General features: G+C 56.5%; 23 protein-coding genes. 12 read left to right on the top strand and 11 right to left on the bottom strand.

Annotated features, from left to right (window positions below; all coding sequences use genetic code 11):
• The first annotated feature begins 4 nt into the window (after nt 1-4).
• On the top strand, nt 5-1,144 hold the full coding sequence (gene bglB, locus KCG39_RS08535) for a beta-galactosidase BglB (RefSeq protein ID WP_004122075.1): 1,140 nt from the start codon (nt 5-7) through the stop codon (nt 1,142-1,144).
• Between the two features lie 118 nt (nt 1,145-1,262).
• On the opposite strand, the gene argS is transcribed toward bglB, so the two are convergent.
• A complete protein-coding gene (gene argS, locus KCG39_RS08530; RefSeq protein WP_004122074.1) occupies nt 1,263-2,996 on the bottom strand; it encodes an arginine--tRNA ligase in 1,734 nt (577 codons plus the stop codon).
• A gap of 230 nt (nt 2,997-3,226) precedes the next feature.
• Here argS and KCG39_RS08525 point away from each other — a divergent pair, with 230 nt between their 5' ends.
• Together KCG39_RS08525 and cutC are read left to right on the top strand one after the other, a co-directional pair.
• Nucleotides 3,227-3,796 (top strand): VOC family protein, encoded by a 570-nt coding sequence (locus KCG39_RS08525; RefSeq protein ID WP_004122073.1) that lies wholly within the window; start codon nt 3,227-3,229, stop codon nt 3,794-3,796.
• A 76-nt stretch (nt 3,797-3,872) separates the two neighbouring features.
• Entirely contained in the window at nt 3,873-4,616 is a 744-nt protein-coding gene (gene cutC, locus KCG39_RS08520) for a copper homeostasis protein CutC (RefSeq protein WP_142468192.1), read from the top strand.
• A 222-nt stretch (nt 4,617-4,838) separates the two neighbouring features.
• On the opposite strand, the gene cmoB is transcribed toward cutC, so the two are convergent.
• From cmoB to KCG39_RS08495, 5 genes are read right to left on the bottom strand one after another with little or no spacing between them, the layout of a single operon-like run.
• A complete protein-coding gene (gene cmoB, locus KCG39_RS08515; protein ID WP_123829157.1) occupies nt 4,839-5,849 on the bottom strand; it encodes a tRNA 5-methoxyuridine(34)/uridine 5-oxyacetic acid(34) synthase CmoB in 1,011 nt (336 codons plus the stop codon).
• The gene (gene cmoA / locus KCG39_RS08510) at nt 5,846-6,589 is read right to left on the bottom strand and encodes a carboxy-S-adenosyl-L-methionine synthase CmoA (protein WP_004122069.1); all 744 of its coding nucleotides are present in this window, start codon (nt 6,587-6,589) and stop codon (nt 5,846-5,848) included. The genes cmoB and cmoA overlap by 4 nt, the downstream gene beginning before the upstream one ends.
• A gap of 39 nt (nt 6,590-6,628) precedes the next feature.
• Nucleotides 6,629-7,024: an MAPEG family protein gene (locus KCG39_RS08505; protein WP_004122068.1), complete on the bottom strand. Its 396-nt coding sequence runs from the start codon at nt 7,022-7,024 to the stop codon at nt 6,629-6,631.
• A 53-nt stretch (nt 7,025-7,077) separates the two neighbouring features.
• Nucleotides 7,078-7,896 carry a DUF72 domain-containing protein gene (locus KCG39_RS08500; protein WP_004122067.1) on the bottom strand — a complete coding sequence of 273 codons (819 nt, stop codon included), beginning with the start codon at nt 7,894-7,896 and terminating at the stop codon, nt 7,078-7,080.
• Complete coding sequence (locus KCG39_RS08495) at nt 7,893-8,459, bottom strand: hydrolase (protein WP_142468191.1); 567 nt, start codon at nt 8,457-8,459, stop codon at nt 7,893-7,895. The genes KCG39_RS08500 and KCG39_RS08495 overlap by 4 nt, the downstream gene beginning before the upstream one ends.
• A 268-nt stretch (nt 8,460-8,727) precedes the next feature.
• Here KCG39_RS08495 and aspS point away from each other — a divergent pair, with 268 nt between their 5' ends.
• The 6 genes from aspS to ruvB all read left to right on the top strand — a co-directional run bounded on the left by aspS (nt 8,728) and on the right by ruvB (nt 14,117).
• Nucleotides 8,728-10,515, top strand: coding sequence for an aspartate--tRNA ligase (aspS, locus tag KCG39_RS08490; protein ID WP_142468190.1), 1,788 nt, complete (start codon nt 8,728-8,730; stop codon nt 10,513-10,515).
• Between the two features lies 1 nt (nt 10,516).
• Nucleotides 10,517-10,960, top strand: a complete 444-nt coding sequence (gene nudB, locus KCG39_RS08485; RefSeq protein WP_004122064.1) for a dihydroneopterin triphosphate diphosphatase — start codon at nt 10,517-10,519, stop codon at nt 10,958-10,960.
• Nucleotides 10,961-10,988: 28 nt separating this feature from the next.
• The gene (locus KCG39_RS08480; protein WP_004122063.1) at nt 10,989-11,729 is read left to right on the top strand and encodes a YebC/PmpR family DNA-binding transcriptional regulator; all 741 of its coding nucleotides are present in this window, start codon (nt 10,989-10,991) and stop codon (nt 11,727-11,729) included.
• A 154-nt stretch (nt 11,730-11,883) separates the two neighbouring features.
• Entirely contained in the window at nt 11,884-12,405 is a 522-nt protein-coding gene (gene ruvC / locus KCG39_RS08475; protein ID WP_004113791.1) for a crossover junction endodeoxyribonuclease RuvC, read from the top strand.
• An 81-nt stretch (nt 12,406-12,486) separates the two neighbouring features.
• Nucleotides 12,487-13,098 carry a Holliday junction branch migration protein RuvA gene (ruvA, locus tag KCG39_RS08470; protein ID WP_004103390.1) on the top strand — a complete coding sequence of 204 codons (612 nt, stop codon included), beginning with the start codon at nt 12,487-12,489 and terminating at the stop codon, nt 13,096-13,098.
• Nucleotides 13,099-13,106: 8 nt separating this feature from the next.
• Nucleotides 13,107-14,117: a Holliday junction branch migration DNA helicase RuvB gene (gene ruvB, locus KCG39_RS08465; protein ID WP_004122062.1), complete on the top strand. Its 1,011-nt coding sequence runs from the start codon at nt 13,107-13,109 to the stop codon at nt 14,115-14,117.
• 145 nt (nt 14,118-14,262) lie between these two features.
• Here the strand turns inward: ruvB and znuB are convergent, their stop codons facing one another.
• Both znuB and znuC read right to left on the bottom strand, forming a co-directional pair.
• Entirely contained in the window at nt 14,263-15,048 is a 786-nt protein-coding gene (gene znuB / locus KCG39_RS08460; RefSeq protein WP_004122061.1) for a zinc ABC transporter permease subunit ZnuB, read from the bottom strand.
• Nucleotides 15,048-15,800, bottom strand: coding sequence for a zinc ABC transporter ATP-binding protein ZnuC (gene znuC, locus KCG39_RS08455; RefSeq protein WP_004122060.1), 753 nt, complete (start codon nt 15,798-15,800; stop codon nt 15,048-15,050). Before znuC ends, znuB begins: the two co-directional genes overlap by 1 nt.
• Nucleotides 15,801-15,878: 78 nt before the next feature.
• Between znuC and znuA the strand changes: the two genes are divergently transcribed.
• From znuA to lpxM, 3 genes are all read left to right on the top strand, one after another.
• Entirely contained in the window at nt 15,879-16,823 is a 945-nt protein-coding gene (gene znuA / locus KCG39_RS08450) for a zinc ABC transporter substrate-binding protein ZnuA (protein WP_004122058.1), read from the top strand.
• A gap of 15 nt (nt 16,824-16,838) precedes the next feature.
• Nucleotides 16,839-18,161 (top strand): murein DD-endopeptidase MepM, encoded by a 1,323-nt coding sequence (gene mepM / locus KCG39_RS08445; protein WP_004122057.1) that lies wholly within the window; start codon nt 16,839-16,841, stop codon nt 18,159-18,161.
• A 117-nt stretch (nt 18,162-18,278) separates the two neighbouring features.
• Nucleotides 18,279-19,265, top strand: a complete 987-nt coding sequence (gene lpxM, locus KCG39_RS08440) for a lauroyl-Kdo(2)-lipid IV(A) myristoyltransferase (RefSeq protein WP_004122055.1) — start codon at nt 18,279-18,281, stop codon at nt 19,263-19,265.
• Nucleotides 19,266-19,291: 26 nt separating this feature from the next.
• Here lpxM and dcuR read toward each other — a convergent pair whose 3' ends face one another.
• The 3 genes from dcuR to KCG39_RS08425 form a co-directional block, all read right to left on the bottom strand.
• Nucleotides 19,292-20,008: a two-component system response regulator DcuR gene (dcuR, locus tag KCG39_RS08435; RefSeq protein WP_049114578.1), complete on the bottom strand. Its 717-nt coding sequence runs from the start codon at nt 20,006-20,008 to the stop codon at nt 19,292-19,294.
• A gap of 64 nt (nt 20,009-20,072) precedes the next feature.
• Nucleotides 20,073-21,758, bottom strand: a complete 1,686-nt coding sequence (locus KCG39_RS08430; protein ID WP_211811582.1) for an NAD-dependent malic enzyme — start codon at nt 21,756-21,758, stop codon at nt 20,073-20,075.
• 62 nt (nt 21,759-21,820) lie between these two features.
• Nucleotides 21,821-22,768 (bottom strand): AEC family transporter, encoded by a 948-nt coding sequence (locus tag KCG39_RS08425; protein ID WP_004122045.1) that lies wholly within the window; start codon nt 22,766-22,768, stop codon nt 21,821-21,823.
• Nucleotides 22,769-22,941 lie beyond the last annotated feature (173 nt).

Below are 22,941 nucleotides of genomic sequence, written 5' to 3'. Positions count from 1 at the left end.
GGATATGAAAGTTTGGCCTGTCAAACATAGCCCACTACTGCGCCAGCCGGAGCGTTTTATCGCCCGCAATGAACTGCAGGCGCTGATTCAGAAGGTGACGCACAATCTGGTCAACATTAAGGACGAAAGCGGGCAATTTTTACTGCGGCTGGACGACGGACGCGTTATCGACACCAAAGGATGGAACGGCTGGGAGTGGACTCACGGCGTCGGCCTGTACGGTATTTATCAGTATTATCAGCAGACCGGCGATACGGCAATGCGCGACATTATCGATAGCTGGTTTACCGACCGCTTTGCCGAGGGCGCGACCACCAAAAACGTCAACACCATGGCGCCGTTTCTCACCCTGGCATACCGCTACGAAGAGACGGGCAACTCCGCGTATCTGCCCTGGCTCGATAGCTGGGCGGAGTGGGCAATGAACGAAATGCCGCGCACTGAATCTGGCGGCATGCAGCACATCACCCTGGCGGAAGAGAATCATCAGCAGATGTGGGACGACACGTTGATGATGACGGTTCTACCGCTGGCGAAAATCGGCAAGCTGCTTAATCGTCCGGAATACGTAGAGGAGGCGGTGTATCAGTTTCTGCTGCACGTGCAGAATCTGCTGGACCGCGAGACCGGCCTGTGGTTCCACGGCTGGAGCTACGAGGGGCGGCATAATTTCGCCCACGCTCGCTGGGCGCGTGGGAATAGCTGGCTGACTATCGTGATTCCGGATTTTCTGGAACTGGTGGATTTACCCGAGAGCAGCGCGGTACGTCGTTATCTGGTGCAGGTGCTGAATGCGCAGATTGCGGCGCTGGCCCGCTGTCAGGACGATAGCGGCCTGTGGCATACGCTGCTTGACGATCCCGGCTCCTATCTTGAAGCGTCGGCGACCGCCGGTTTTGCTTATGGGATCCTCAAAGCTGTGCGCAAGCGCTACGTGAGCCAGGCGTATGCGGAGGTTGCGGAAAAAGCGATTCGTGGCATCGTGCAGAATATCTCACCGCAAGGGGAGCTGCTGCAAACGTCGTTCGGTACCGGAATGGGTTCGAATCTTGATTTTTATCGCGACATTCCGCTGACGTCGATGCCGTATGGTCAGGCGATGGCGATCCTGTGCCTGACGGAGTATCTGCGGAAGTATTTCTGAGAAGGGGGAATTCCCCGGTGGCGCTTACGCTTACCGGGGCTACAATGATGTTGCAGGTCTGATGAGCGTGGCGCCATCAGGCGTTATAAAACAAACCCGGCTTTCGCCGGGTTTGTTTTTACATCCGTTCTACGGTTTCGATACCCAGGGTATCCAGACCCAGCTTCAGCGTTTTTGCGGTCAACAGTGCCAGCTTCAGGCGGCTGTTGCGCGTCTCTTCGCTTTCGGCGCTCAGGATCGGGCAGTGCTCGTAGAATCCGGAGAACAGGCCAGCCAGATCGTACAGATAAGAGCACATGACGTGCGGCGTGCCTTCACGGGCGACGACGGTCAGGGTTTCTTCAAACTGCAGCAGACGGGCTGCCAGCTGGGCTTCACGGTCTTCGGTGATGACCACCGGCGCCGCCGCCAGCGCGCTTTCATCGGTATCCGCTTTGCGGAACACGGAGAGCACGCGGGTATAGGCATACTGCATATAAGGCGCGGTATTGCCCTCAAAGGCCAGCATGTTGTCCCAGTCAAAGATGTAGTCGGTGGTGCGGTTTTTAGACAAATCGGCGTATTTCACCGCGCCAATTCCGACCGCGTTCGCCAGTTTCTCCAGCTCGTCGGCGGGCATATCCGGGTTTTTCTCCGCCACCAGACGACGGGCGCGTTCCAGCGCTTCGTCCAGCAGGTCGGCGAGCTTCACGGTGCCGCCGGCGCGGGTTTTAAATGGTTTGCCGTCCTTGCCGAGCATCATGCCGAACATGTGGTGCTCCAGCGGGACGGAATCCGGTACGTAGCCGGCTTTACGCACAATGGTCCACGCTTGCATCAGGTGCTGATGTTGGCGAGAGTCGATGTAGTAAAGGACGCGGTCTGCATGCAGGTTTTCGTAACGGTATTTTGCGCAGGCGATATCGGTAGTGGTGTAGAGATAGCCGCCATCCTTCTTCTGGATAATCACGCCCATCGGTTCGCCTTCCTTGTTTTTGTACTCATCAAGGAACACCACGGTCGCGCCTTCGCTTTCTACCGCCAGACCTTTGGCTTTCAGATCGGCAACGATACCCGGCAGCATCGGGTTATAGAGGCTTTCACCCATTACGTCGTCGCGGGTCAGGGTGACGTTGAGGCGGTTATAGGTAAGCTGGTTTTGCGACATGGTAATGTCGACCAGCTTGCGCCACATTTCGCGGAAGTACTCGTCGCCGCCCTGCAGCTTAACGACGTAGCTGCGCGCGCGCTCGGCGAAGGCTTCATCTTCGTCGTAGTGTTTTTTCGCTTCGCGATAGAAACCTTCGAGGTCGGCCAGCGCCATCTCGCCGGCGTTTTCCTGCTGCTGCTTTTCCAGGTACGCGATCAGCATGCCGAACTGGGTGCCCCAGTCACCCACGTGGTTCGCGCGGATCACTTTATGCCCGAGAAACTCCAGCGTACGCACCGCGGCATCGCCAATAATGGTGGAGCGCAGGTGGCCTACGTGCATCTCTTTCGCCACGTTCGGCGCGGAGTAATCGACCACCACCGTCTGCGCCTGCGGCTGAGCCACGCCCAGACGTTCGGATTTCAGCGCGCTGCTGACGTTTTCCGCGAGGAAAGCCGGGTCGAGGAAAATATTAATAAAGCCGGGACCGGCGATTTCGACCTTACTGGCAATGCCGTTCAGGTCGAGATGAGTCAGGACCTGCTCTGCAAGTTGTCGCGGCGCCATGCCCAGTTTTTTGGCTACGGCCATCACGCCGTTGGCCTGATAGTCGCCGAACTGGACTTTTGCTGACTGGCGGACCTGAGGTTCGCAATCGGCAGACGCGCCTGCCGCGATCAGGGCCTGACTGACTTTTTCTGAGAGAAGAGCCTGAATATTCACCGAAATACCTTACGTTTAACACGCCGTCACCCAGAAGGGGCGGCGCAGGAATGTGGACAAATTAGGGCGGGAGTATACTGCATTTGCGCCCACGCGTCAGCACCGCGCAGAGGTTGCTAAGCCTCGCGCTCAACGAATAACCGTTCACTGGGGGCTGCCGACGATTGTCGGTTGGTAGGGCGCGGGAAACGCGATAAATTAACTCTTTTTAGCGAGTACCGAGGCTTACGATGGCGAACTGGCAGCAGATTGATGAACTGAACGATATTTCCGCGGACCTGCCGCGCTTTACCGAGGCGCTAAACGCGCTTGCTCACCGACTCGGTCTTGATATTACGCCCCATGACGCCGATCATATTTCCCTACGTTGTCACCAGAACGCCACGGCGGAGCGCTGGCGTCGCGGCTTTGAACAATGCGGTACTCTGCTGTCGGAAAATGTCATTAACGGTCGACCCATCTGCCTGTTCAGGCTGGATGAGCCGGTGGTCGTGGCGCATTGGCGTTTTCACATCGTTGAGCTACCGTGGCCGGGCGAAAAGCGCTATCCGCATGAGGGCTGGGAACATATTGAAATCGTACTGCCGGGCGAGCCTGAAACGCTCAATACCCGCGCGCTGGCGCTGCTGTCCGATGACGGGCTGAGCCAACCGGGCATTTTTGTGAAGACCAGCGCGCCGAAAGGCGAGCGTGAGCGTTTACCGAATCCGACCCTGGCGGTAACCGATGGCAAAGTGACGATTAAATTTCACCCGTGGTCGATTGAGCAAATTGTCGCCAGCGAACACGCTGAACGATGACAGTGTGACGTTACGCGGCGTCTGGCGGGAGAAATCGTGCCATTCTGGCGTGCCTGCTCAATCTACGGAGAGAAGAATGACCTTACTGGAAGTTTGCTGTTACAGCATGGAGTGCGCGCTGGAGGCCCAGCGCCGCGGCGCCGACCGCATCGAACTATGCGCCGCGCCGCAGGAGGGAGGGCTGACGTCTTCGCTGGGCGTACTGAAATCGGTACGTGGAGCGGTGACCATTCCCGTCCATCCGATTATTCGCCCGCGCGGCGGTGATTTTTGCTACACCGCGGGCGAGTTTGCCGCGATGCTGGATGATGTCGCTGCGGTGAAAGATATCGGTTTTCCCGGCCTGGTAATCGGTATTCTGGACGCCGATGGGCGGGTGGATGGCGGGCGAATGAAAAAAATAATAGCGGCGGCGGGAACCCTGGCCGTCACCTTTCATCGGGCCTTTGATATGTGCGCCAACCCGCGCCAGGCCAGCGCTGAGCTGGCTGAACTCGGCGTTCAGCGTATCCTGACTTCGGGCCAGCAGGCGTCTGCCGAAAAAGGAATTTCATTAATCAGGGAACTTATTTCCCAAAGCGATACTCCTATTATTATGGCCGGTGCAGGAGTGCGCGCCGCCAACCTGCCGCTGTTTTTACAGGCGGGGGTAAAAGAGGTGCATACCTCGGCAGGCCAATGGTTACCGTCTCCGATGCGCTTTCGCAATCCCGGATTGTCGATGTCTACGGATGCAGAAGCAGATGAATACTTACGCTACGCCGTCAATGGCGAAGCGGTAGCGGAAATGAAGAAGATTATTTCCGCACAGAGAGATTAAAACCCTAAATAATTCGAGTTGCGAGAAGGCGGCGATGCAGGGAATCCCCTGGAGCTTACTCAAGTAGTGACTGGAGGGAGCGAGGAAAGCCAACGTACATGCAACTTGAAGTATGACGGGGATAAACCGTTTTTTGCTGCACATCATGTCGCCCAATATGATGATTGCCCGTACCAGGCCCCTGCCCATTAAACAGGGGCCTTTTTTTATCCAGAATTCGCTCTAGCCGCGGGCTTTTTTCGCCGCTAACGACTGCTGCGTTTCCGGTTTACTGGCAATAATCACCGCGCGTAGCGGGGCAGGATAGCCTTCGAGAGTTTTGCTGCTATCGTGCGGATCGAGGAAATCGGCCAGCGACTCGGTGGTCATCCACTCGGTGCGGCGCTGCTCGTCGGTCGAAGTGACGCACGCATCGACAATACGCACATCGACAAAGCCGCACTTCTCCAGCCACTGCTTCAGCGCGGCGGCGGACGGGATAAAGTAGACGTTGCGCATTTGGGCATAGCGGTCGCCCGGCACCAGCACGGTATTTTCGTCGCCTTCAACGACCAGCGTCTCCAGCACCAGCTCGCCGCCGGGAACCAGCTGATCTTTGAGCTGCCACAGGTGATCGAGCGGAGAGCGGCGATGATACAGTACGCCCATCGAAAAGACGGTATCAAAGGCGTTGAGCGCGGGAAGCTGCTCAATACCCAGCGGCAGCAGATGCGCGCGCTGATCGTTGCCCAACAGTTTTCGCACCGCTTCAAACTGGCACAGAAACAGCTGGGTAGGGTCGATGCCCACCGCCAGATGAGCGCCGGCGCCAATCATGCGCCACATGTGGTATCCGCTGCCGCAGCCGACATCAAGGATGGTACGCCCGGTCAGGTCGGAAAGGTGCGGCAGTACGCGCTCCCACTTCCAGTCGGAACGCCATTCGGTATCGATATTCACGCCGTAAAGGGAGAAGGGCCCTTTACGCCACGGCATCAGATTCTTCAGCAGGTTTTCAATCCGCAGGCGCTGGCCGTCACCGAGCGGCGTTTCGCTCTCGGCGGTGACGCTATGCAGCAGATCCAGACGGTAGGGCGCAAACTCGGGCAGAAACTCGACGGCCCGTTCCCATTCCCGGTATTTGCCGTGCAGCGCGTCGCGCTGCCATGCCGCCACCTGGGCTGGCAGCGTCTCCAGCCAGTGCGAAAGCGGGCTTTTGGCAATCAATTGATAAAAGTTGCTGAAATCAATCATGCCGGGTCCCCGGATTTTACGGCGATTAACGATCCGAAGTTAAAGCACTGGAACCACAGCTCGGCATGTTCGAAACCGGCCTTACGCAGGCGCGCTTTATGGGTTTCCACGGAATCGGTGAGCATTACGTTTTCCAGCATGCTGCGCTTTTGGCTGATTTCCAGCTCGCTGTAGCCGTTAGCGCGTTTGAAGTCGTGATGCATGTTGAACAGGAGTTCGCCGACGTTGTCATCTTCGAAACTGAATTTTTCCGACAGCACCAGCGCGCCGCCCGGGTTCAGCCCCTGATAGACCTTGTCCAGAATGGCCTGACGTTCGCCGGGTTCGAGAAACTGAATGGTGAAATTCAGCACCACCATCGAGGCGTTTTCTATCGTGATGTGGCGAATATCGCCTTCAATCACCTCGACCGGCGTCGGCGCCTTATAGGCGTCAATATGGCGACGGCAGCGTTCGACCATCGCCGGCGAGTTATCGATGGCGATGATTTTGCAGCCTGCATGCGCAATATTGCGGCGCACGGACAGCGTGGCTGCGCCAAGCGAGCAGCCGAGATCGTAAACCTGGGTATCCGGCTGAACGAAACGTTCCGCCAGCATGCCGATCATCGAAATGATATTGGAATAGCCGGGAACAGAGCGCTGGATCATATCCGGGAAGACTTCAGCAACCCGTTCATCAAAGGTCCAGTCGCCGAGACTGGCAATCGGCGCGGAAAAAAGCGTATCGCGGTGAGACATAACGTTAAACCCGAAAAATCGAAAACGGCGTATTGTGCGCTAACGGACGGAGAAAACCAACTCCCAGGGCATATACCAGAAGTTCGCCAGCACCATCAGCAACAATGAACACCACGTCGCGCTCATGCCGGAACGACGCCAGCGGTAGAGACGATGATGAAAGCCATACGAGTGCATCAGGCGCCCGGCAATCAGCAAAATACCGCAGACGTGGACCATCCAGGTCTGTGCGCCGTTCATCTCCATAAACAGCAGCAGGATCAGACCAATGGGAACATACTCCACCGCGTTCCCGTGCACGCGAATAGCAACCTGCAGCTCGCTAAAACCGCCGTCGCCGTAGCCAACGCGATATTGCGTTCTCAGGCGTACGACGTCCCAGGAAAACTTAATAAGCAATAACGCACCTAAGACCGCATACAGCGCGCTGACCATACTCAAAACTCCCTTTTATCGCTTCCGGTGGCTCAATTGAGGATAGCAGGATATCAGAAAAGAGAGGTTTGCTGCGGAATTGACGGCGCATTCCCTATTTCCGGTAGGGCGGTACGCAGATCGCTCCACAGGGTATCGACCAGTTCCGGCGCCTGGGCGATATCCGGCGTATGGAGAAACAGGTACGGCGTGGCGGTCTGCGTCCATTTTGGCAGCGTGCGAATCCACACGCTAAAAAGCTCGCGATTCTGCGTCATATCATCGCTGCCGATAAAACGCACCATCGGATTATGGGCCGTCACCAGTGCATGGACGGGGACTTTCGGCTTCTTCTTCTGCGCCTCGATCATCGCCGGGCTGCGGGCGACGGCGCTATGAACCGGACGGCTATCCAGGATCACGCGATTGACGTTACGCTGATGCAGGCCGCGATTGAGCTGCTGTTCCGCTTCCCCTTTGGCGAAAAATTCCGGATGCCTTACCTCAACGCCGTAGCGGAATTCGCGCGGCAGGCTGTCGAGGAACGGCCAGAGGGCGGTGAGGTCCCGAGGGCCGAACGTCGCCGGCAGCTGGAGCCAATACTGGCCGATGCGCGAAGACAGCGGCGCCAGACGGGTAAAAAACTCATGGCTTAAGTCGTCGCAGTTGCGCAGCGCCGCCTGGTGCGAAATGGTGGCCGGAAATTTGAAGCAGAAGCGAAAATCGTCGTGGGTTTGTTCATACCAGCGGCTGACAATCTCCGCTTTTGGTAACGCGTACAGGGTGGTGTTGCCCTCCACGCAGTTGAAGTGGCGGGCATACTCTTCAAGGCTGGTGATACCCAGCCGCACCCACTTCGGGTGCGCCCACTGGGGAAGCCCTATATAAATCATAATGCGGCAAGCACCTCCTCGGTACTGCGTACGCGGGCAATCCGCGGGAAGATGTTCGTCATGCTGCCCTGATGCTGTTCAGCCGTTGCTGCGCTGCAGGCGTCTTCAACGAGAATCAGATTGAAGCCCAGCTCCCAGGCGTTGCGCGCCGTCGATTCGACGCCGATATTCGTGGAGATACCGCACAGAATAATCGTATCGATACCGCGACGGCGAAGCTGCAGCTCCAGGTCGGTGCCGTAAAAAGCTCCCCACTGGCGTTTGGTGACTTCGATATCGCTCGCCTGTTTTTCCAGCGCCAGCGGATAGGCCCACCAGTTTTCCGCTAACGTTGGCGCGCCTGCCTGGGCATCGACCGGCTGTTTCAGCGCTTCGGCGAAATCCGCCGACCAGCCAACGCGAACCATGACCACCGGGGAACCCTGCTGGCGGCACTTTTTGGCCAGACTCGCGGCGCGCTCAACCACTTCGTCAGCACGATGCGGGCCGCCGGCAAACGGTAAAATGCCTTCCTGCAGGTCAATAACCACCAGCGCGGTCTTTTTTGCATTGAGTTCTAACATGATATCCCCGTATCTTCTTTTGTTGTCAGGCCGCTACAATACCGTTGCCGATCTCGCCCGAGGGTAACAAATTTTGTTAATTTTTGTGAGTACAAGCAATAAGCGCGTAGCAAAGCAACGCAGCGCGCTGCGCCGGGCTTATCGTGCGCCATAATTTCCAGTATAATAGCCGCCTTTTTTCATTCAGTTGTGACATCAGCTAAAGCTGCGACCTCGTCGCCTGCAAGGCAGGCAACAATCCGCCTGCGGCTAAGTTAAGGGATATCTCATGCGTACAGAATATTGCGGGCAGCTTCGTCTGTCCCACGTAGGGCAGCAAGTGACTCTGTGTGGTTGGGTCAACCGTCGTCGTGATCTTGGTAGCCTTATCTTTATCGATATGCGTGACCGCGAAGGCATCGTGCAGGTGTTTTTCGATCCGGATCGCGCCGACGCATTAAAGCTGGCCTCTGAACTGCGTAATGAGTTCTGCATCCAGGTCACCGGCACCGTGCGTGTGCGTGACGAAAAAAACGTTAATAGCGATATGGCCACCGGCGCCATCGAAGTGCTGGCATCCGACCTGACCATTATCAACCGCGCGGAAGCGCTGCCGCTGGATTCCAACCACGTCAATACCGAAGAAGCGCGTCTGAAATACCGCTACCTGGATCTGCGTCGTCCGGAAATGGCGCAGCGCCTGAAAACGCGAGCGAAGATTACCAGCCTCGTTCGTCGGTTTATGGACGACCACGGTTTCCTCGATATTGAAACGCCGATGCTGACCAAAGCTACGCCGGAAGGCGCGCGCGACTACCTGGTGCCTTCACGCGTGCATAAAGGTAAATTCTACGCGCTGCCGCAGTCTCCACAGCTGTTCAAACAGCTGCTGATGATGTCCGGTTTTGACCGCTACTATCAGATTGTGAAATGTTTCCGCGACGAAGACCTGCGTGCCGACCGCCAGCCGGAATTCACCCAGATCGACGTCGAGACCTCCTTTATGACCGCCGAGCAGGTGCGTGAAGTCATGGAAGCGCTGGTGCGTAACCTGTGGCAGGAAGTGAAGGGCGTGGATCTGGGCGATTTCCCGATCATGACCTTCGCCGAAGCCGAGCGTCGCTACGGTTCCGATAAACCAGACCTGCGCAACCCGATGGAGCTGGTGGATGTCGCCGATCTGGTGAAAACGGTGGAATTCGCCGTCTTCGCAGGTCCGGCTAACGACGCCAAAGGCCGCGTTGCCGCGCTGCGCGTACCGGGTGGCGCTGCGCTGACCCGTAAGCAAATCGACGAGTACGGAAAGTTTGTCCAGATCTACGGCGCAAAAGGCCTGGCCTATATTAAAGTCACCGAGCGGGCGAAAGGCCTTGAAGGCATCAACAGCCCGGTAGCTAAATTCCTTAACGCCGATATCGTTGAAGCGATCCTTGAGCGCACCGGCGCGCAGGATGGCGACATGATCTTCTTCGGCGCGGATAACAAAAAAGTGGTCGCCGACGCGCTCGGCGCGCTGCGTCTGAAGCTGGGCAAAGACCTGAACCTGACCGACGAAGCCAAATGGGCGCCGCTGTGGGTTATCGACTTCCCGATGTTTGAAGACGACGGTGAAGGCGGTCTGACCGCGATGCACCATCCGTTCACCTCGCCGAAAGATATGTCCGCCGCCGAGCTGAAGGCCGCGCCGGAAGACGCGGTGGCCAACGCCTACGATATGGTCATCAACGGCTATGAAGTCGGCGGCGGTTCGGTGCGTATTCACAGCGGTGAAATGCAGCAGACCGTGTTCGGCATTCTCGGGATTAACGAACAAGAGCAGCGCGAGAAGTTTGGCTTCCTGCTGGACGCGCTGAAATACGGTACTCCGCCGCACGCGGGCCTGGCTTTCGGTCTTGACCGTTTGACCATGCTGCTGACCGGTACTGATAATATCCGTGACGTTATTGCTTTCCCGAAAACTACCGCCGCCGCTTGCCTGATGACCGAAGCGCCAAGCTTCGCTAACCCGGCATCGCTGAGCGAACTGGGCATTCAGGTGGTGGCGAAAGAGGCAAAAGAGTCTTTGGAGAATAAGTAAGATGTCATTCAAGCTCCCCGTTTCCGTACTGGTGGTGATTTACGCCAAAGATACGAAGCGGGTGCTGATGTTGCAGCGGCGCGACGATCCCGCGTTCTGGCAGTCGGTTACCGGCAGTCTGGAAGAGGGAGAGACCGCGCCGCAGGCTGCCGCGCGTGAAGTTATGGAAGAAGTCGCCATTGATGTCGCCAGCGAGCAGCTGGCGTTGGTTGACTGTCAGCGCACGGTAGAGTTCGAGATTTTTTCTCATTTACGTCATCGCTATGCGCCGGGCGTTGAGCGTAATACGGAATTTTGGTTCCGTCTTGCGCTCCCTCATGAACGCCAGATTGTCTTTACGGAACATCTGGACTATCGCTGGGTTGATGCGGCGGAAGCCGCCACGTTGACCAAGTCCTGGAGCAACCGGCAGGCGATTGAAGAATTTGTAATTAACGCCGCCTGAAAGGGCGCGCTTTTTTGGAGAGTTTTTTATGGCAGGTCATAGTAAATGGGCCAACACCAAACACCGCAAAGCGGCACAGGATGCCAAGCGCGGTAAGATCTTTACGAAAATTATTCGCGAGCTGGTCACCGCCGCGCGTCTGGGCGGCGGCGACGCAGGCTCTAACCCGCGTTTGCGCGCGGCAATCGACAAAGCGCTGAGCAACAACATGACCCGCGACACCCTGAACCGTGCTATCGCGCGTGGCGTGGGCGGCGATGATGATGCGAACATGGAAACCATCATCTATGAAGGTTATGGTCCTGGCGGCACGGCGGTGATGGTTGAATGTCTGTCAGACAACCGTAACCGTACCGTTGCTGAAGTACGTCATGCCTTCACCAAAACCGGCGGTAACCTGGGGACCGACGGTTCCGTTTCCTACCTGTTCAGCAAAAAAGGCGTTATCTCCTTCGAGAAAGGCGACGAAGATGCGATCATGGAAGCGGCGCTGGAAGCGGGCGCGGAAGACGTTGTGACTTATGACGACGGCGCGATTGACGTTTATACCGCGTGGGAAGAGATGGGCGCGGTACGCGATGCGCTGGAAGCCGCCGGCCTGAAAGCGGACGCCGCTGAAGTCTCGATGATCCCGTCAACCAAAGCGGATATGGACGCGGAAACTGCGCCGAAACTGCTGCGTTTGATCGATATGCTGGAAGATTGCGACGACGTGCAGGAAGTTTATCACAACGGCGAGATCTCTGATGAGGTCGCCGCAACCCTGTGATACCCGTAATCTTTCAGCCCACAGCGGTGTTGGCTCTCCTCGCTTACCCCGGTCACGTAGTGAATCTACGCTCCCGGGGATGCGCTGCGTGGCCGCCTGGCTGTGAACTGAAATCTTTAGGGTCTCACGGGCTAGTTATGACCGGAGGCGCGTGATGGCCATTATTCTCGGCATTGACCCGGGGTCGCGCGTCACTGGTTATGGCGTTATCCGCCAGGTTGGACGCCAGCTCAGCTATCTGGGCAGCGGCTGTATTCGCACGAAAGTGGATGATTTACCGTCTCGCCTGAAGCTTATCTATGCGGGCGTAACGGAAATTATCACCCAGTTCCAGCCTGACTATTTCGCCATCGAACAAGTGTTTATGGCGAAGAACGCCGACTCGGCGCTGAAGCTCGGCCAGGCTCGCGGCGTGGCGATTGTCGCGGCGACGAATCAGGACCTGCCGGTCTTTGAGTACGCCGCCAGGCAGGTAAAGCAGACCGTTGTCGGGATCGGCAGCGCGGAAAAGAGTCAGGTGCAGCATATGGTGCGCACCTTGCTCAAGCTGCCGGCTAACCCGCAGGCGGATGCGGCGGATGCCTTAGCGATTGCCATTACCCACTGCCACGTCAGCCAGAACGCCGCCCAGATCAGCGAAAGCCGCCTGAATCTGGCGCGCGGACGCTTACGATAACCTGAAATCAGGCTGGATATCTATCCAGCCTTTTTTTATGATACCGCATTAGACTTTCAGCCCTTAATCCAGGAGCTCCACGTGATAGGCAGACTCAGAGGCATCATTCTCGAAAAACAACCCCCGCTGGTTTTACTCGAAACGGGAGGCGTAGGTTATGAGGTTCATCTGCCGATGACCTGTTTCTACGAGCTGCCGGACGTGGGCAAAGAGGCGATCATTTTTACCCACTTTATCGTGCGCGAAGATGCCCAACTGCTGTATGGCTTTAACAACAAGCAGGAGCGCACGCTGTTTAAAGAGCTGATTAAAACCAACGGCGTCGGTCCGAAGCTGGCGCTGGCGATCCTTTCCGGCATGTCGGCGCAGCAGTTTGTGAATGCCGTTGAGCGCGAGGAGCTGGCGGCGCTGGTGAAGCTGCCGGGAATCGGTAAGAAAACCGCGGAACGCCTGATTGTCGAAATGAAAGACCGCTTTAAAGGGCTGCACGGCGATCTGTTTACGCCGGCGGCAGATCTGGTGCTGACGTCTCCAGCCGGTCCTTCTGATGATGATGCTGAACAGGAAGCGGTTGCCGCGCTGGTGGCGCTGGGCTATAAACCTCAGGAGGCCAGCCGGATGGTCAGCAAAATCGTACGCCCGGATGCCAACAGTGAAACGCTAATTCGCGAAGCGCTCCGCGCCGCGTTGTGAGGTAAGGGATGATTGAAGCAGACAGGCTGGTATCGGCGGACAGCAGCGGTTTTGAAGAGGCGGCCGACCGCGCCATTCGCCCTAAATTGCTGCAAGAGTATGTGGGCCAGCCGCACGTCCGTTCGCAAATGGAGATTTTTATCCAGGCGGCGAAGCTGCGCGGCGACGCGCTCGATCACCTGCTGATTTTTGGCCCGCCGGGGCTGGGGAAAACCACCCTGGCAAACATCGTCGCCAACGAGATGGGCGTGAACCTGCGCACCACCTCTGGCCCGGTGCTGGAAAAGGCGGGCGATCTGGCGGCGATGTTGACCAATCTTGAACCCCACGACGTCCTGTTTATCGACGAGATTCATCGCCTGTCACCGGTTGTTGAAGAAGTTCTCTATCCGGCAATGGAAGATTATCAGCTGGATATCATGATTGGCGAAGGGCCCGCGGCGCGTTCGATAAAAATCGATCTGCCGCCGTTTACCCTGATTGGCGCGACGACTCGCGCAGGTTCATTGACTTCGCCGCTGCGCGACCGTTTTGGCATCGTCCAGCGCCTGGAGTTCTACCAGATCCCGGACCTGCAGCATATTGTCAGCCGCAGCGCCCGCTATATGGGGCTGGAGATGAGCGAAGATGGGGCTCTGGAGGTCGCGCGTCGCGCGCGCGGCACGCCGCGAATCGCCAACCGCCTGCTGCGCAGGGTGCGCGATTTTGCCGAGGTTCGCTACGACGGGCGTATCTCTGAGGATATTGCCGCGCAGGCGCTGGATATGCTCAACGTGGATGCGGAAGGCTTTGATTATATGGACCGTAAGCTGCTGCTGGCGGTCATCGATAAATTCTTTGGCGGGCCGGTCGGGCTGGATAACCTGGCGGCGGCCATTGGCGAAGAGCGGGAAACGATTGAAGATGTACTGGAGCCGTATCTGATCCAGCAGGGCTTTTTACAGCGTACCCCGCGCGGGCGAATGGCGACGGTGCGGGCCTGGACCCACTTCGGCATTACACCGCCGGAGATGCCTTAAACGTTGTCCGGCGATAAAACAGCAGACCGCAAGAACCAGTAGCCCGGCTAAGCGGAGCGCAAGCCGGGAAAATAGCTGAGCGGTGGATGTCCCGGCTTACGGCATGAACGCCTTAGCCGGGCTACAACGTACGCGGAGCATAGCGTCAGGCGGCCGATTTCTTGCTCATGCTGATGATAAACAGCAGCGCGGCGCATAGTACCACGGAAGGCCCCGCCGGCGTGTCGTAGAACGCCGAGAAGGTCAAACCGCCGGTCACGGCAATCATTCCCACTCCAACCGCTACCCCCGCCATTTGTTCAGGCGTACGGGCAAAGCGACGGGCCGTTGCGGCGGGAATAATCAGCAGCGATGTGATAATCAGCGCCCCGACGAACTTCATCGCCACGCCGATCGTCAGCGCGGTGACCAGCATCAGAAGCAGTTTCACCCGCTGGAGCTTAACGCCATCAACAAACGCCAGATCTGGGCTAATGGTCATCGACAGCAGGTTGCGCCACTGCCAAAGCAGGATCGCCAGCACGATAACCACGCCAATAGCGATAGCTATCAAGTCTTCCGGCGTCACCGCCAGCAGATCGCCGAACAGATAGGCCATCAGGTCGACGCGCACGTTTGACATCAGGCTGACCACCACCAGACCCAGCGACAGCGCGCTGTGCGCCATGATGCCGAGTAGCGTGTCCACCGCCAGGTGGGGACGTTTTTCCAGCCATACCAGCCCGCCCGCCAGCAACAGCGTCACCGCGATGACCGCATAAAACGGGTTAACGTTCAGCAGTAAACCAAAAGCGACGCCAAGCAGAGAGGCGTGGGCGAGGGTATCGCCGAAGTAGGACATTCGCCGCCAGACGACGAACGATCCCAGCGGACCCGCGGCACAGGCGAGCATCATTCCGGCCAGCCAGCCGGGGAGCAGTAATTCAATCATTAACGGTCATTTCCCCGACGCAGTACAATCCGCCCCTGCAGGTCATGGCGGTGATTATGATGATGGCGATAAATACCCAGCTGTTCCGCGCCGCGCTGGCCGAACATCGAGATAAATTCCGGGTGCATAGAAACCACTTCCGGCGCGCCGGAGCAGCAAATATGCTGATTGAGACACAGCACTTCGTCGGTTTTGGCCATCACCAGATGCAGGTCATGAGAAACCATCAGCACGGCGCAATCAAGCTCCTGGCGCAGTTGGTTAATCAGATCGTAAAGCGCCACCTGGCCGTTGACGTCAACGCCCTGCGTTGGCTCGTCGAGCACCAGCAGCTGCGGCTTATTGAGCAGCGCCCGCGCCAGCAGTACCCGCTGGGTCTCGCCGCCGGAAAGTTTCTGCATTGGGGCGTCGATCAGATGCCCGGCCTGTACGCGCTTCAGCGCCGGCAGAATATCGCGCTTGTGGGTTCCCGGACGTAAAAGCATAAAGCGGCTGACGGTCAGCGGCATCGTGGCATCAAGATGCAGCTTTTGCGGGACATAGCCGATCCGCAGATGTCCCTCGCGTTTGATAACCCCTTCCGAAGGTGCTACCAGTCCAAGAACTACCCTTACGAGGGTCGATTTACCGGCGCCGTTTGGCCCCAGTAAGGTTAAAATTTTGCCCGGCTTTAGCGTTAGCGAAATGTCAGACAGCACGCGCCTTTGGCCATAAACGACCGCGACGTTTTCCAGCGTTACAAGATTTGTCATATCAAATTAGAGGTTGCACAAGCCAGTGAATGTTATAATATCACATCTTTCTCATTCTATACGATGATTAGACGCATTATGTTACATAAAAATACGCTTCTTTGCGCTGGACTTAGCGCCGCTTTTTTGTTCGCCCATGCGCCGTTGGCTAGCGCCGCCGTTGTCACCTCCCTTAAACCGCTGGGCTTTATCGCTTCCGCTATCGCGGATGGGGTCACGGAGACCCAGGTACTGCTGCCAGACGGGGCGTCCGAGCACGATTATTCGCTGCGGCCATCGGATGCAAAACGCTTACAGAACGCAGACTTAGTGGTCTGGATTGGACCCGAAATGGAAGCGTTTATGGATAAGTCAACGCAAAGCATTGCGCCAAACAAAAAGGTGACGATTGCCGAGCTTGACGGCGTGAAACCGTTACTCATGAAAGGCACCGACGACGACGATGACCATCATGGTCACGACCATGGCGCAGGGGAAAATAGTGACGACGATCACCATCACGGCATCTATAACATGCATCTGTGGCTTTCCCCAGAGATAGCGCGCCTTTCGGCGGTTGCAATCCACGATAAATTATTGGAACTTATGCCGCAGAGTCGAGCCAAACTTGACGCCAACCTGAAGGATTTTGAGGCAAAATTAGCCGCAACCGACAAGCAGGTTGGGACCGAGCTGGCACCGCTGAAAGGGAAGGGATATTTCGTTTTTCATGACGCCTATGGCTACTTTGAAAAACACTACGGTTTGACCTCACTGGGTCATTTTACTGTCAACCCTGAAATCCAGCCTGGTGCGCAGCGTTTACACGAAATCAGAACACAGCTGGTTGAGCAAAAAGCAACTTGCGTTTTTGCTGAGCCACAGTTCAGGCCAGCGGTCATAGAAGCTGTTGCCAGGGGAACGTCCGTGCGCATGGGAACCCTGGATCCACTTGGAATCGGAATTAAGCTGGGTAAAGAGAGTTATCCGCAATTCCTGAGCCAGATGGCGAATCAGTATTCAAGCTGCCTGAAAGGAGAATAACGAGGAAGTGAATACGTGCAACAGATAGCCCGCGCTGTCACTCAGGCATTTAACAATCTGCCACGACCTCACCGCGTTATGCTGGGGTCGCTTAGCGTTCTTACCTTAGCGGTCGCCGTCTGGCGACCTTACATTTACCACCATCCTGAAACGGCTCCCATCAGCAGAACCATCGAGCTTGAGCAAAGCGAAATTCGTTCTCTGCTGCCAGAAGCCTCGGAACCTATCGATCAGGCACCTCAGGAAGAGGAGGCCATCCCTCAGGATGAGCTGGATGATAAAGCGGATGGCGATTCCGGCGGCCACGAATATGTGGTGTCGACCGGCGATACGCTCAGCAGCATTCTTAATCAGTACGGCATCGATATGGGCGATATTGCCCGGCTCTCCTCGGTAGATAAAGAGCTGCGTAATCTGAAAATTGGTCAACAGCTCTCCTGGACCCTGACGGCGGACGGCGACCTGCAAAGCCTGACCTGGGAAATGTCGCGCCGCGAAACCCGCACCTACGATCGAGTCGCTAACGGTTTCAAAATGAGCAGCGAGCTGCAAAAAGGCGACTGGGTCAACAGCGTACTGAAAGGTACCGTTGGCGGCAGCTTTGTCGCCAGCGCTCGTGATGCCGGCCTGACCAGCACCGAAATCAGCGCGGTGATCAAGGCCATGCAGTGGCAGATGGACTTCCGTAAGCTGAAAAAAGGCGATGAATTCTCCGTGCTGATGTCGCGTGAAATGCTCGACGGTAAGCGCGAGCAGAGCCAACTGCTTGGCGTGCGCCTGCGCTCGGATGGTAAAGACTACTACGCGATCCGCGCTGAGGATGGCAAATTCTACGACCGCAACGGTACCGGCCTGGCGAAGGGGTTCCTGCGTTTCCCGACCGCACGTCAGTTCCGCGTCTCTTCGAACTTTAATCCACGTCGTTTGAACCCGGTGACCGGCCGCGTAGCGCCGCATCGCGGCGTCGATTTTGCAATGCCGCAGGGCACACCGGTGCTGTCGGTAGGGGATGGCGAAGTGGTGGTGGCTAAACGTAGCGGTGCGGCCGGTTATTACGTCGCCGTCCGCCATGGCCGCACCTATACCACCCGCTATATGCACCTGCGTAAGCTGCTGGTCAAACCCGGGCAGAAGGTCAAACGCGGCGATCGCATTGCGCTGTCGGGCAACACCGGCCGTTCTACCGGCCCGCATCTGCATTATGAAGTGTGGATTAACCAGCAGGCGGTCAACCCGCTGACGGCGAAACTGCCGCGTACGGAAGGGCTCAGCGGTTCCGACCGTACCGATTATCTGGCGCAGGCAAAACAGGTTATTCCGCAGCTGCGGTTTGACTAACCTTCCGTCAGTTAAAGCCGGCGCCAGCTGTGCGCCGGCTTTTTCTTTTGTACGTTACTCAACGTATCGCTAAACTAACTCATTATCTTTATTGAGCGGAACGTCTGCGGATTAGGCATGGAAACGAAAAAAAATAATATTGAATTTATTCCAAAATTTGAAAAATCCTTTTTACTGCCGCGCTACTGGGGCGCTTGGTTAGGGGTTTTTGCCTTCGCCGGTATCGCTCTGACGCCAGCGTCTTTCCGCGATCCGATTCTCGGCAAACTGGGGCGTTTTGTGGGTCGCCTGGCAAAGAGTTCGCGCCGTCGGGCGCAGATTAACCTGCTGTACTGTTTCCCGGAAAAGAGTGAGCAGGAACGAGAAGACATTATTGATGCAATGTACGCCTCCGCGCCGCAGGCGATGGTCATGATGGCGGAACTAGGCCTGCGCGACCCGCAGCGCATTCTTTCCCGCGTCGACTGGCAGGGCAAAGAGATCATCGATGAGATGCAGAGGAACAACGAGAAAGTGATCTTTCTGGTTCCTCATGCCTGGGGAGTGGACATTCCGGCGATGCTGATGGCGTCGGGCGGGCAAAAAATGGCGGCGATGTTCCATAATCAGGGCAACCCGGTCTTTGATTACGTCTGGAATACCGTCCGCCGACGTTTCGGCGGACGTATGCACGCGCGCAACGACGGGATCAAACCGTTTATTCAGTCGGTGCGTCAGGGCTACTGGGGCTACTATCTACCGGATCAGGATCACGGCGCCGAGCACAGCGAATTCGTTGATTTCTTTGCCACCTATAAAGCGACGCTGCCGGCGATTGGCCGTTTAATGAAAGTGTGCCGCGCCCGCGTCGTGCCGCTGTTCCCGGTCTATGATGGCGAAACGCATCGCCTGACGGTGCTGGTGCGCCCGCCGATGGACGATCTGCTGGAGGCGGACGATACCACTATCGCCCGGCGGATGAACGAAGAGGTGGAAGTGTTCGTGAAGCCGCATACCGAGCAGTACACCTGGATCCTCAAACTGCTGAAAACGCGCAAGCCGGGTGAAATCGAGCCGTATAAGCGTAAAGAGCTGTACCCGCGAAAGTCGTCGCGCCAGGGTTAATAATCGCAGCCAGTGGGCTTCCGGGTTCATTGGCTGTATTGTTTGAGTAGCGCCAAATGGTCGACAACGAGCCGGTAACGATATTCTGGACGACCGGTGATGCCGTAATGATTGGTGGTGTAGAGAATATGTAGCTGCTCAAGCCAAATCAGGTATTTACGGCATGAAACTCTGGATATCTGCAATGCCGCAGCCAGCTCATTGGTCGAAAAATCACGTTCCTGCCAGGCGTCAATCCACTGGCACACCAGACGAAGCGTCTGCGGCGTAAGTCCTTTTGGCAAGCGGCGCGCGCCCTCGTGTTGTTGAACCCCGCTGCGCAACAGGCTGTCGACATCGGCTTGAGCGTAGCAGGATTTCGCGTTTTTCAAATCGCGCTTTTTACGCCATGACAGCAGCGCCTCCTCAAAGCGCGGAAACTGAAACGGTTTTATCAGGTAATCGACCACGCCGTAATGCAGCGCCGTCTGAACCGTTACCCTATCGGCGGCGGAGGTAATCATAATGACATCAATATTGCGCGCATCGGCGCGTAGCGCAGGCAGCAGTTCCAGCCCATTATCCTGCTGCATATAGACATCCAGCAGCACCAGATCGATCTGCGGCAAATGGCTAAGCATCTCCCTGGCTTCGCGGACCGTCGGGGCTACGCCGCAGCAGTGAAAATCAGCCACCCGGCTGAGAAACAGCCGGTTCAGTTCGGCCACCATCGAATCATCATCGACAATCAGCACATTAATCATGCGTGGGTTCTCGCTTCGGCGGGAAGCAGGGCGCTTCCCGCAGTGTTCACCCGGCAGCGGGCGTTTAAAATGGCGAGCGTTTATACGCGGTGTAGCGCGCTCGCCAGAAGGTGCGATCGATATTCTCGGCCAACTGGGCTTCGCTGATAAGCGGCGCGACGCCGTCCTGCTGAGCCGCGCGAGCGACATCTGCGGCAATCGCCCGGGAAATCATCTCAATCTCTTCGACCGGCGGCAGCAATCCGCCGGCTTCGCGGGTAGCTAAAGGCGAGTGGGCGGCGAGGGTTTTACTACAGGTGATAAGCATTGCCTCGGTAACGCGTTCCGCTTTACTGGCCAGAATTCCCAGCCCCAGGCCGGGGAAGATATAGGCGTTGTTGCACTGGGCGATATCGTAGGTCTTACCGTCATAGCAGACGGGAGCGAACGGACTACCGGTGGCAATCAGCGCGTTCCCCCGGGTCCATTCCAGCAAATCCTTCGGCTGGGCTTCAGCGCGGGACGTCGGGTTAGATAAGGGCATAATAATCGGGCGCGGGCAGTGCTGATGCATCTCTTTGATGATCTCTTCGCTGAACAGTCCCGGCTGGCCTGATACGCCGATCAGCACGGTGGGGTGGACGTTGCGTACAACATCCATCAGCGACAGGTGGGCCGCGTCGGTATCCCAGTGGGCAATATGTTTCTGCGGCGTCACGTGGCTGCGCTGAAAATCCAGCAAATTGGGCATCTCATCGGTTAACAGACCAAAGCGGTCAACCATAAAGATCCGATTGCGCGCTTCCTGCTCTGACAGCCCGTCATCAACCATCAGGGCCATGATTTTTTCCGCAATCCCACATCCGGCGGAACCGCTGCCGAGAAACACCACGCGCTGGTCGCGGATCCGCGTACCGGCCGCAGCGGCGGCGGCAATCAGCGTGCCAGAGGTCACGGCCGCCGTGCCCTGGATATCATCGTTGAAACAGCAAAGCTGGTCACGATAGCGGTTAAGTAACCGGGTAGCATTTTTTTGCGCAAAATCTTCGAACTGCAGTAACACTTGTGGCCAGCGCTGACTGATGGCATGCACAAACATGTCCATAAATTCCATGTACTGCTCGTCGCTAATACGTGGATGACGCCAGCCCATATACAGCGGGTCCTCCAGATGCTGGGCGTTGTTGGTGCCCACATCCAGCATAATGGGCAGCGTTGATGCCGGATGAATCCCCCCGCAGGCGGTATATAACGAGAGTTTGCCGATCGGGATCCCCATGCCGCCAATCCCCTGATCGCCGAGACCCAGGATGCGCTCGCCGTCGGTCACGACAATGACTTTGATATCGTTGCGGGAGAAGCCCTGCAGCATCTCGTCAATATTGTTGCGGTTAGGCCATGAAATAAACAGGCCGCGCCCCCGACGATAAATTTCTGAGAAGTGTTCACACGCTTCGCCTACCGTTGGGGTATAAATGATCGGCAGCGTTTCTTTCATATGGTTGCGCAGCAGATTATAGAATAGGGTCTCGTTAGTATCCTGTATATTTCGAAGATAAATATGCCGCGATATATCCCGTTTAAACTGGCAAAATTGCCCCCAGGCGCGCGCGGTTTGTTCTTCAATAGTTTCAACATTATGTGGCAGCAGCCCCTGAAGATTAAATGCGGACCGTTCACCTTGAGTAAAAGCGAGGCCTTTATTTAATAACGGGTTTTCCAGCAGGACGGCACCGTTATAAGGCGTGTATAAGGTTTCTGTGGCTAACATTGGATGACTCCTGAATATGATATCAAATAATTGCCGGGATTCTTCCGGCTTTACTTCAGTGATTATGAGATTAAATAAATCATAATTCCTTCGGTAACGACGCCGATGGCGGTGCCCAGCAAAATAGAGGATGAGGCGGGCTCGATATAGGTATCGCTGCGCAGGGCAAACATCCCTGCCGCAATGGCGGAAGGCGTCGCGCCGATGATAATGACCTGCTGCATCAGGCTATGGCTGAGGCCAAAGGCTAAACCAGCCACGGCCATCATTGCCGGTTGGATCAGGTTTTTAATACTGATATTGGTACAGGTTTGAATATTGACCGTAGGACGCTCACCGTAAAAGAGCAGCCCAAGGGCGAACAGGGAGAGGCCGCCCGCCACTTTTCCCACCATCTCAATAGGCATACTGAGCATATGCGGCAGCTGTACCCCCGCGAGGCTGAGCAGCACGCCGGAAATCGGGATCCAGACTATTGGGTTTCTGACGGCTTTAAACAGGTTTTGCAGGATAAGCTGCAGCGCATCAGGCTGTTGTAGATCAGCGTAGGCGCGCTTATCTCCCATGCGAATCAGAATGATGGTCAAGGGGATCATCAATACGCTGGTCACCAGGTTGCCGATAAGCACCCCGAGAAAGCCCTCGGGGCCAATCAGCACCGCAAGCACGGGGGCGCCAAAGTAGGCCATATCGGGGAAAGCGCACACCAGGGACTGAATTGCGCTGGTTTTTATATCATGGCGAAAAACGTAGCGTGAGATCAGTAGCGTGAGGAAATACGATCCCATAAGACCGATGACCAATACCGCCATAAAGGTGAAGTTTTTAATCTTATCGGGATGGGTATTCAATGCGCCGATAAACAGATGGAAGGGAAGTGCAAAACGAATAACCACCGTGGCCAGCACGGACGCGTCCTCGCGGCGGCTGTAGCCCAACTTGCCGCTTAGCCATCCGAGCAGCATGATAAACACCAGGGGAAAAAGGGATTCTAAAAGCAGTGAAGGCATAGGATGTCCTGAAAATATATTATCGGCGACGTTGTATTTTTTTAATCTAACGATCCCTCGGTATTTAAAAGGTGATAGTCATCACAGTCGCCGGGCTTTAAATAATTTCGCCTTGACTACTTTACTTACAAATAGGGAAAAGAGGGTGGGATCATCAACTTATATCCCTGGCA

Origin of the sequence: Klebsiella pasteurii (genome assembly GCF_018139045.1) — a bacterium.
In the GTDB taxonomy this organism is placed as follows: Bacteria; Pseudomonadota; Gammaproteobacteria; order Enterobacterales; family Enterobacteriaceae; genus Klebsiella; species Klebsiella grimontii.
This window is presented reverse-complemented; position numbering and strand designations above follow the sequence as displayed.

Bases quoted from the DNA above. Each gene is read 5' to 3' on its own strand.
- bglB (WP_004122075.1), top strand. From the start codon at position 5: ATGAAAGTTTGGCCTGTCAAACATAGCCCACTACTGCGCCAGCCGGAG.
- KCG39_RS08525 (WP_004122073.1), top strand. From the start codon at position 3,227: ATGGCGAACTGGCAGCAGATTGATGAACTGAACGATATTTCCGCGGAC.
- cutC (WP_142468192.1), top strand. From the start codon at position 3,873: ATGACCTTACTGGAAGTTTGCTGTTACAGCATGGAGTGCGCGCTGGAG.
- cmoB (WP_123829157.1), bottom strand. From the start codon at position 5,849: ATGATTGATTTCAGCAACTTTTATCAATTGATTGCCAAAAGCCCGCTT.
- cmoA (WP_004122069.1), bottom strand. From the start codon at position 6,589: ATGTCTCACCGCGATACGCTTTTTTCCGCGCCGATTGCCAGTCTCGGC.
- KCG39_RS08505 (WP_004122068.1), bottom strand. From the start codon at position 7,024: ATGGTCAGCGCGCTGTATGCGGTCTTAGGTGCGTTATTGCTTATTAAG.
- KCG39_RS08500 (WP_004122067.1), bottom strand. From the start codon at position 7,896: ATGATTTATATAGGGCTTCCCCAGTGGGCGCACCCGAAGTGGGTGCGG.
- KCG39_RS08495 (WP_142468191.1), bottom strand. From the start codon at position 8,459: ATGTTAGAACTCAATGCAAAAAAGACCGCGCTGGTGGTTATTGACCTG.
- aspS (WP_142468190.1), top strand. From the start codon at position 8,728: ATGCGTACAGAATATTGCGGGCAGCTTCGTCTGTCCCACGTAGGGCAG.
- nudB (WP_004122064.1), top strand. From the start codon at position 10,517: ATGTCATTCAAGCTCCCCGTTTCCGTACTGGTGGTGATTTACGCCAAA.
- KCG39_RS08480 (WP_004122063.1), top strand. From the start codon at position 10,989: ATGGCAGGTCATAGTAAATGGGCCAACACCAAACACCGCAAAGCGGCA.
- ruvC (WP_004113791.1), top strand. From the start codon at position 11,884: ATGGCCATTATTCTCGGCATTGACCCGGGGTCGCGCGTCACTGGTTAT.
- ruvB (WP_004122062.1), top strand. From the start codon at position 13,107: ATGATTGAAGCAGACAGGCTGGTATCGGCGGACAGCAGCGGTTTTGAA.
- znuB (WP_004122061.1), bottom strand. From the start codon at position 15,048: ATGATTGAATTACTGCTCCCCGGCTGGCTGGCCGGAATGATGCTCGCC.
- znuC (WP_004122060.1), bottom strand. From the start codon at position 15,800: ATGACAAATCTTGTAACGCTGGAAAACGTCGCGGTCGTTTATGGCCAA.
- znuA (WP_004122058.1), top strand. From the start codon at position 15,879: ATGTTACATAAAAATACGCTTCTTTGCGCTGGACTTAGCGCCGCTTTT.
- lpxM (WP_004122055.1), top strand. From the start codon at position 18,279: ATGGAAACGAAAAAAAATAATATTGAATTTATTCCAAAATTTGAAAAA.
- dcuR (WP_049114578.1), bottom strand. From the start codon at position 20,008: ATGATTAATGTGCTGATTGTCGATGATGATTCGATGGTGGCCGAACTG.
- KCG39_RS08430 (WP_211811582.1), bottom strand. From the start codon at position 21,758: ATGTTAGCCACAGAAACCTTATACACGCCTTATAACGGTGCCGTCCTG.
- KCG39_RS08425 (WP_004122045.1), bottom strand. From the start codon at position 22,768: ATGCCTTCACTGCTTTTAGAATCCCTTTTTCCCCTGGTGTTTATCATG.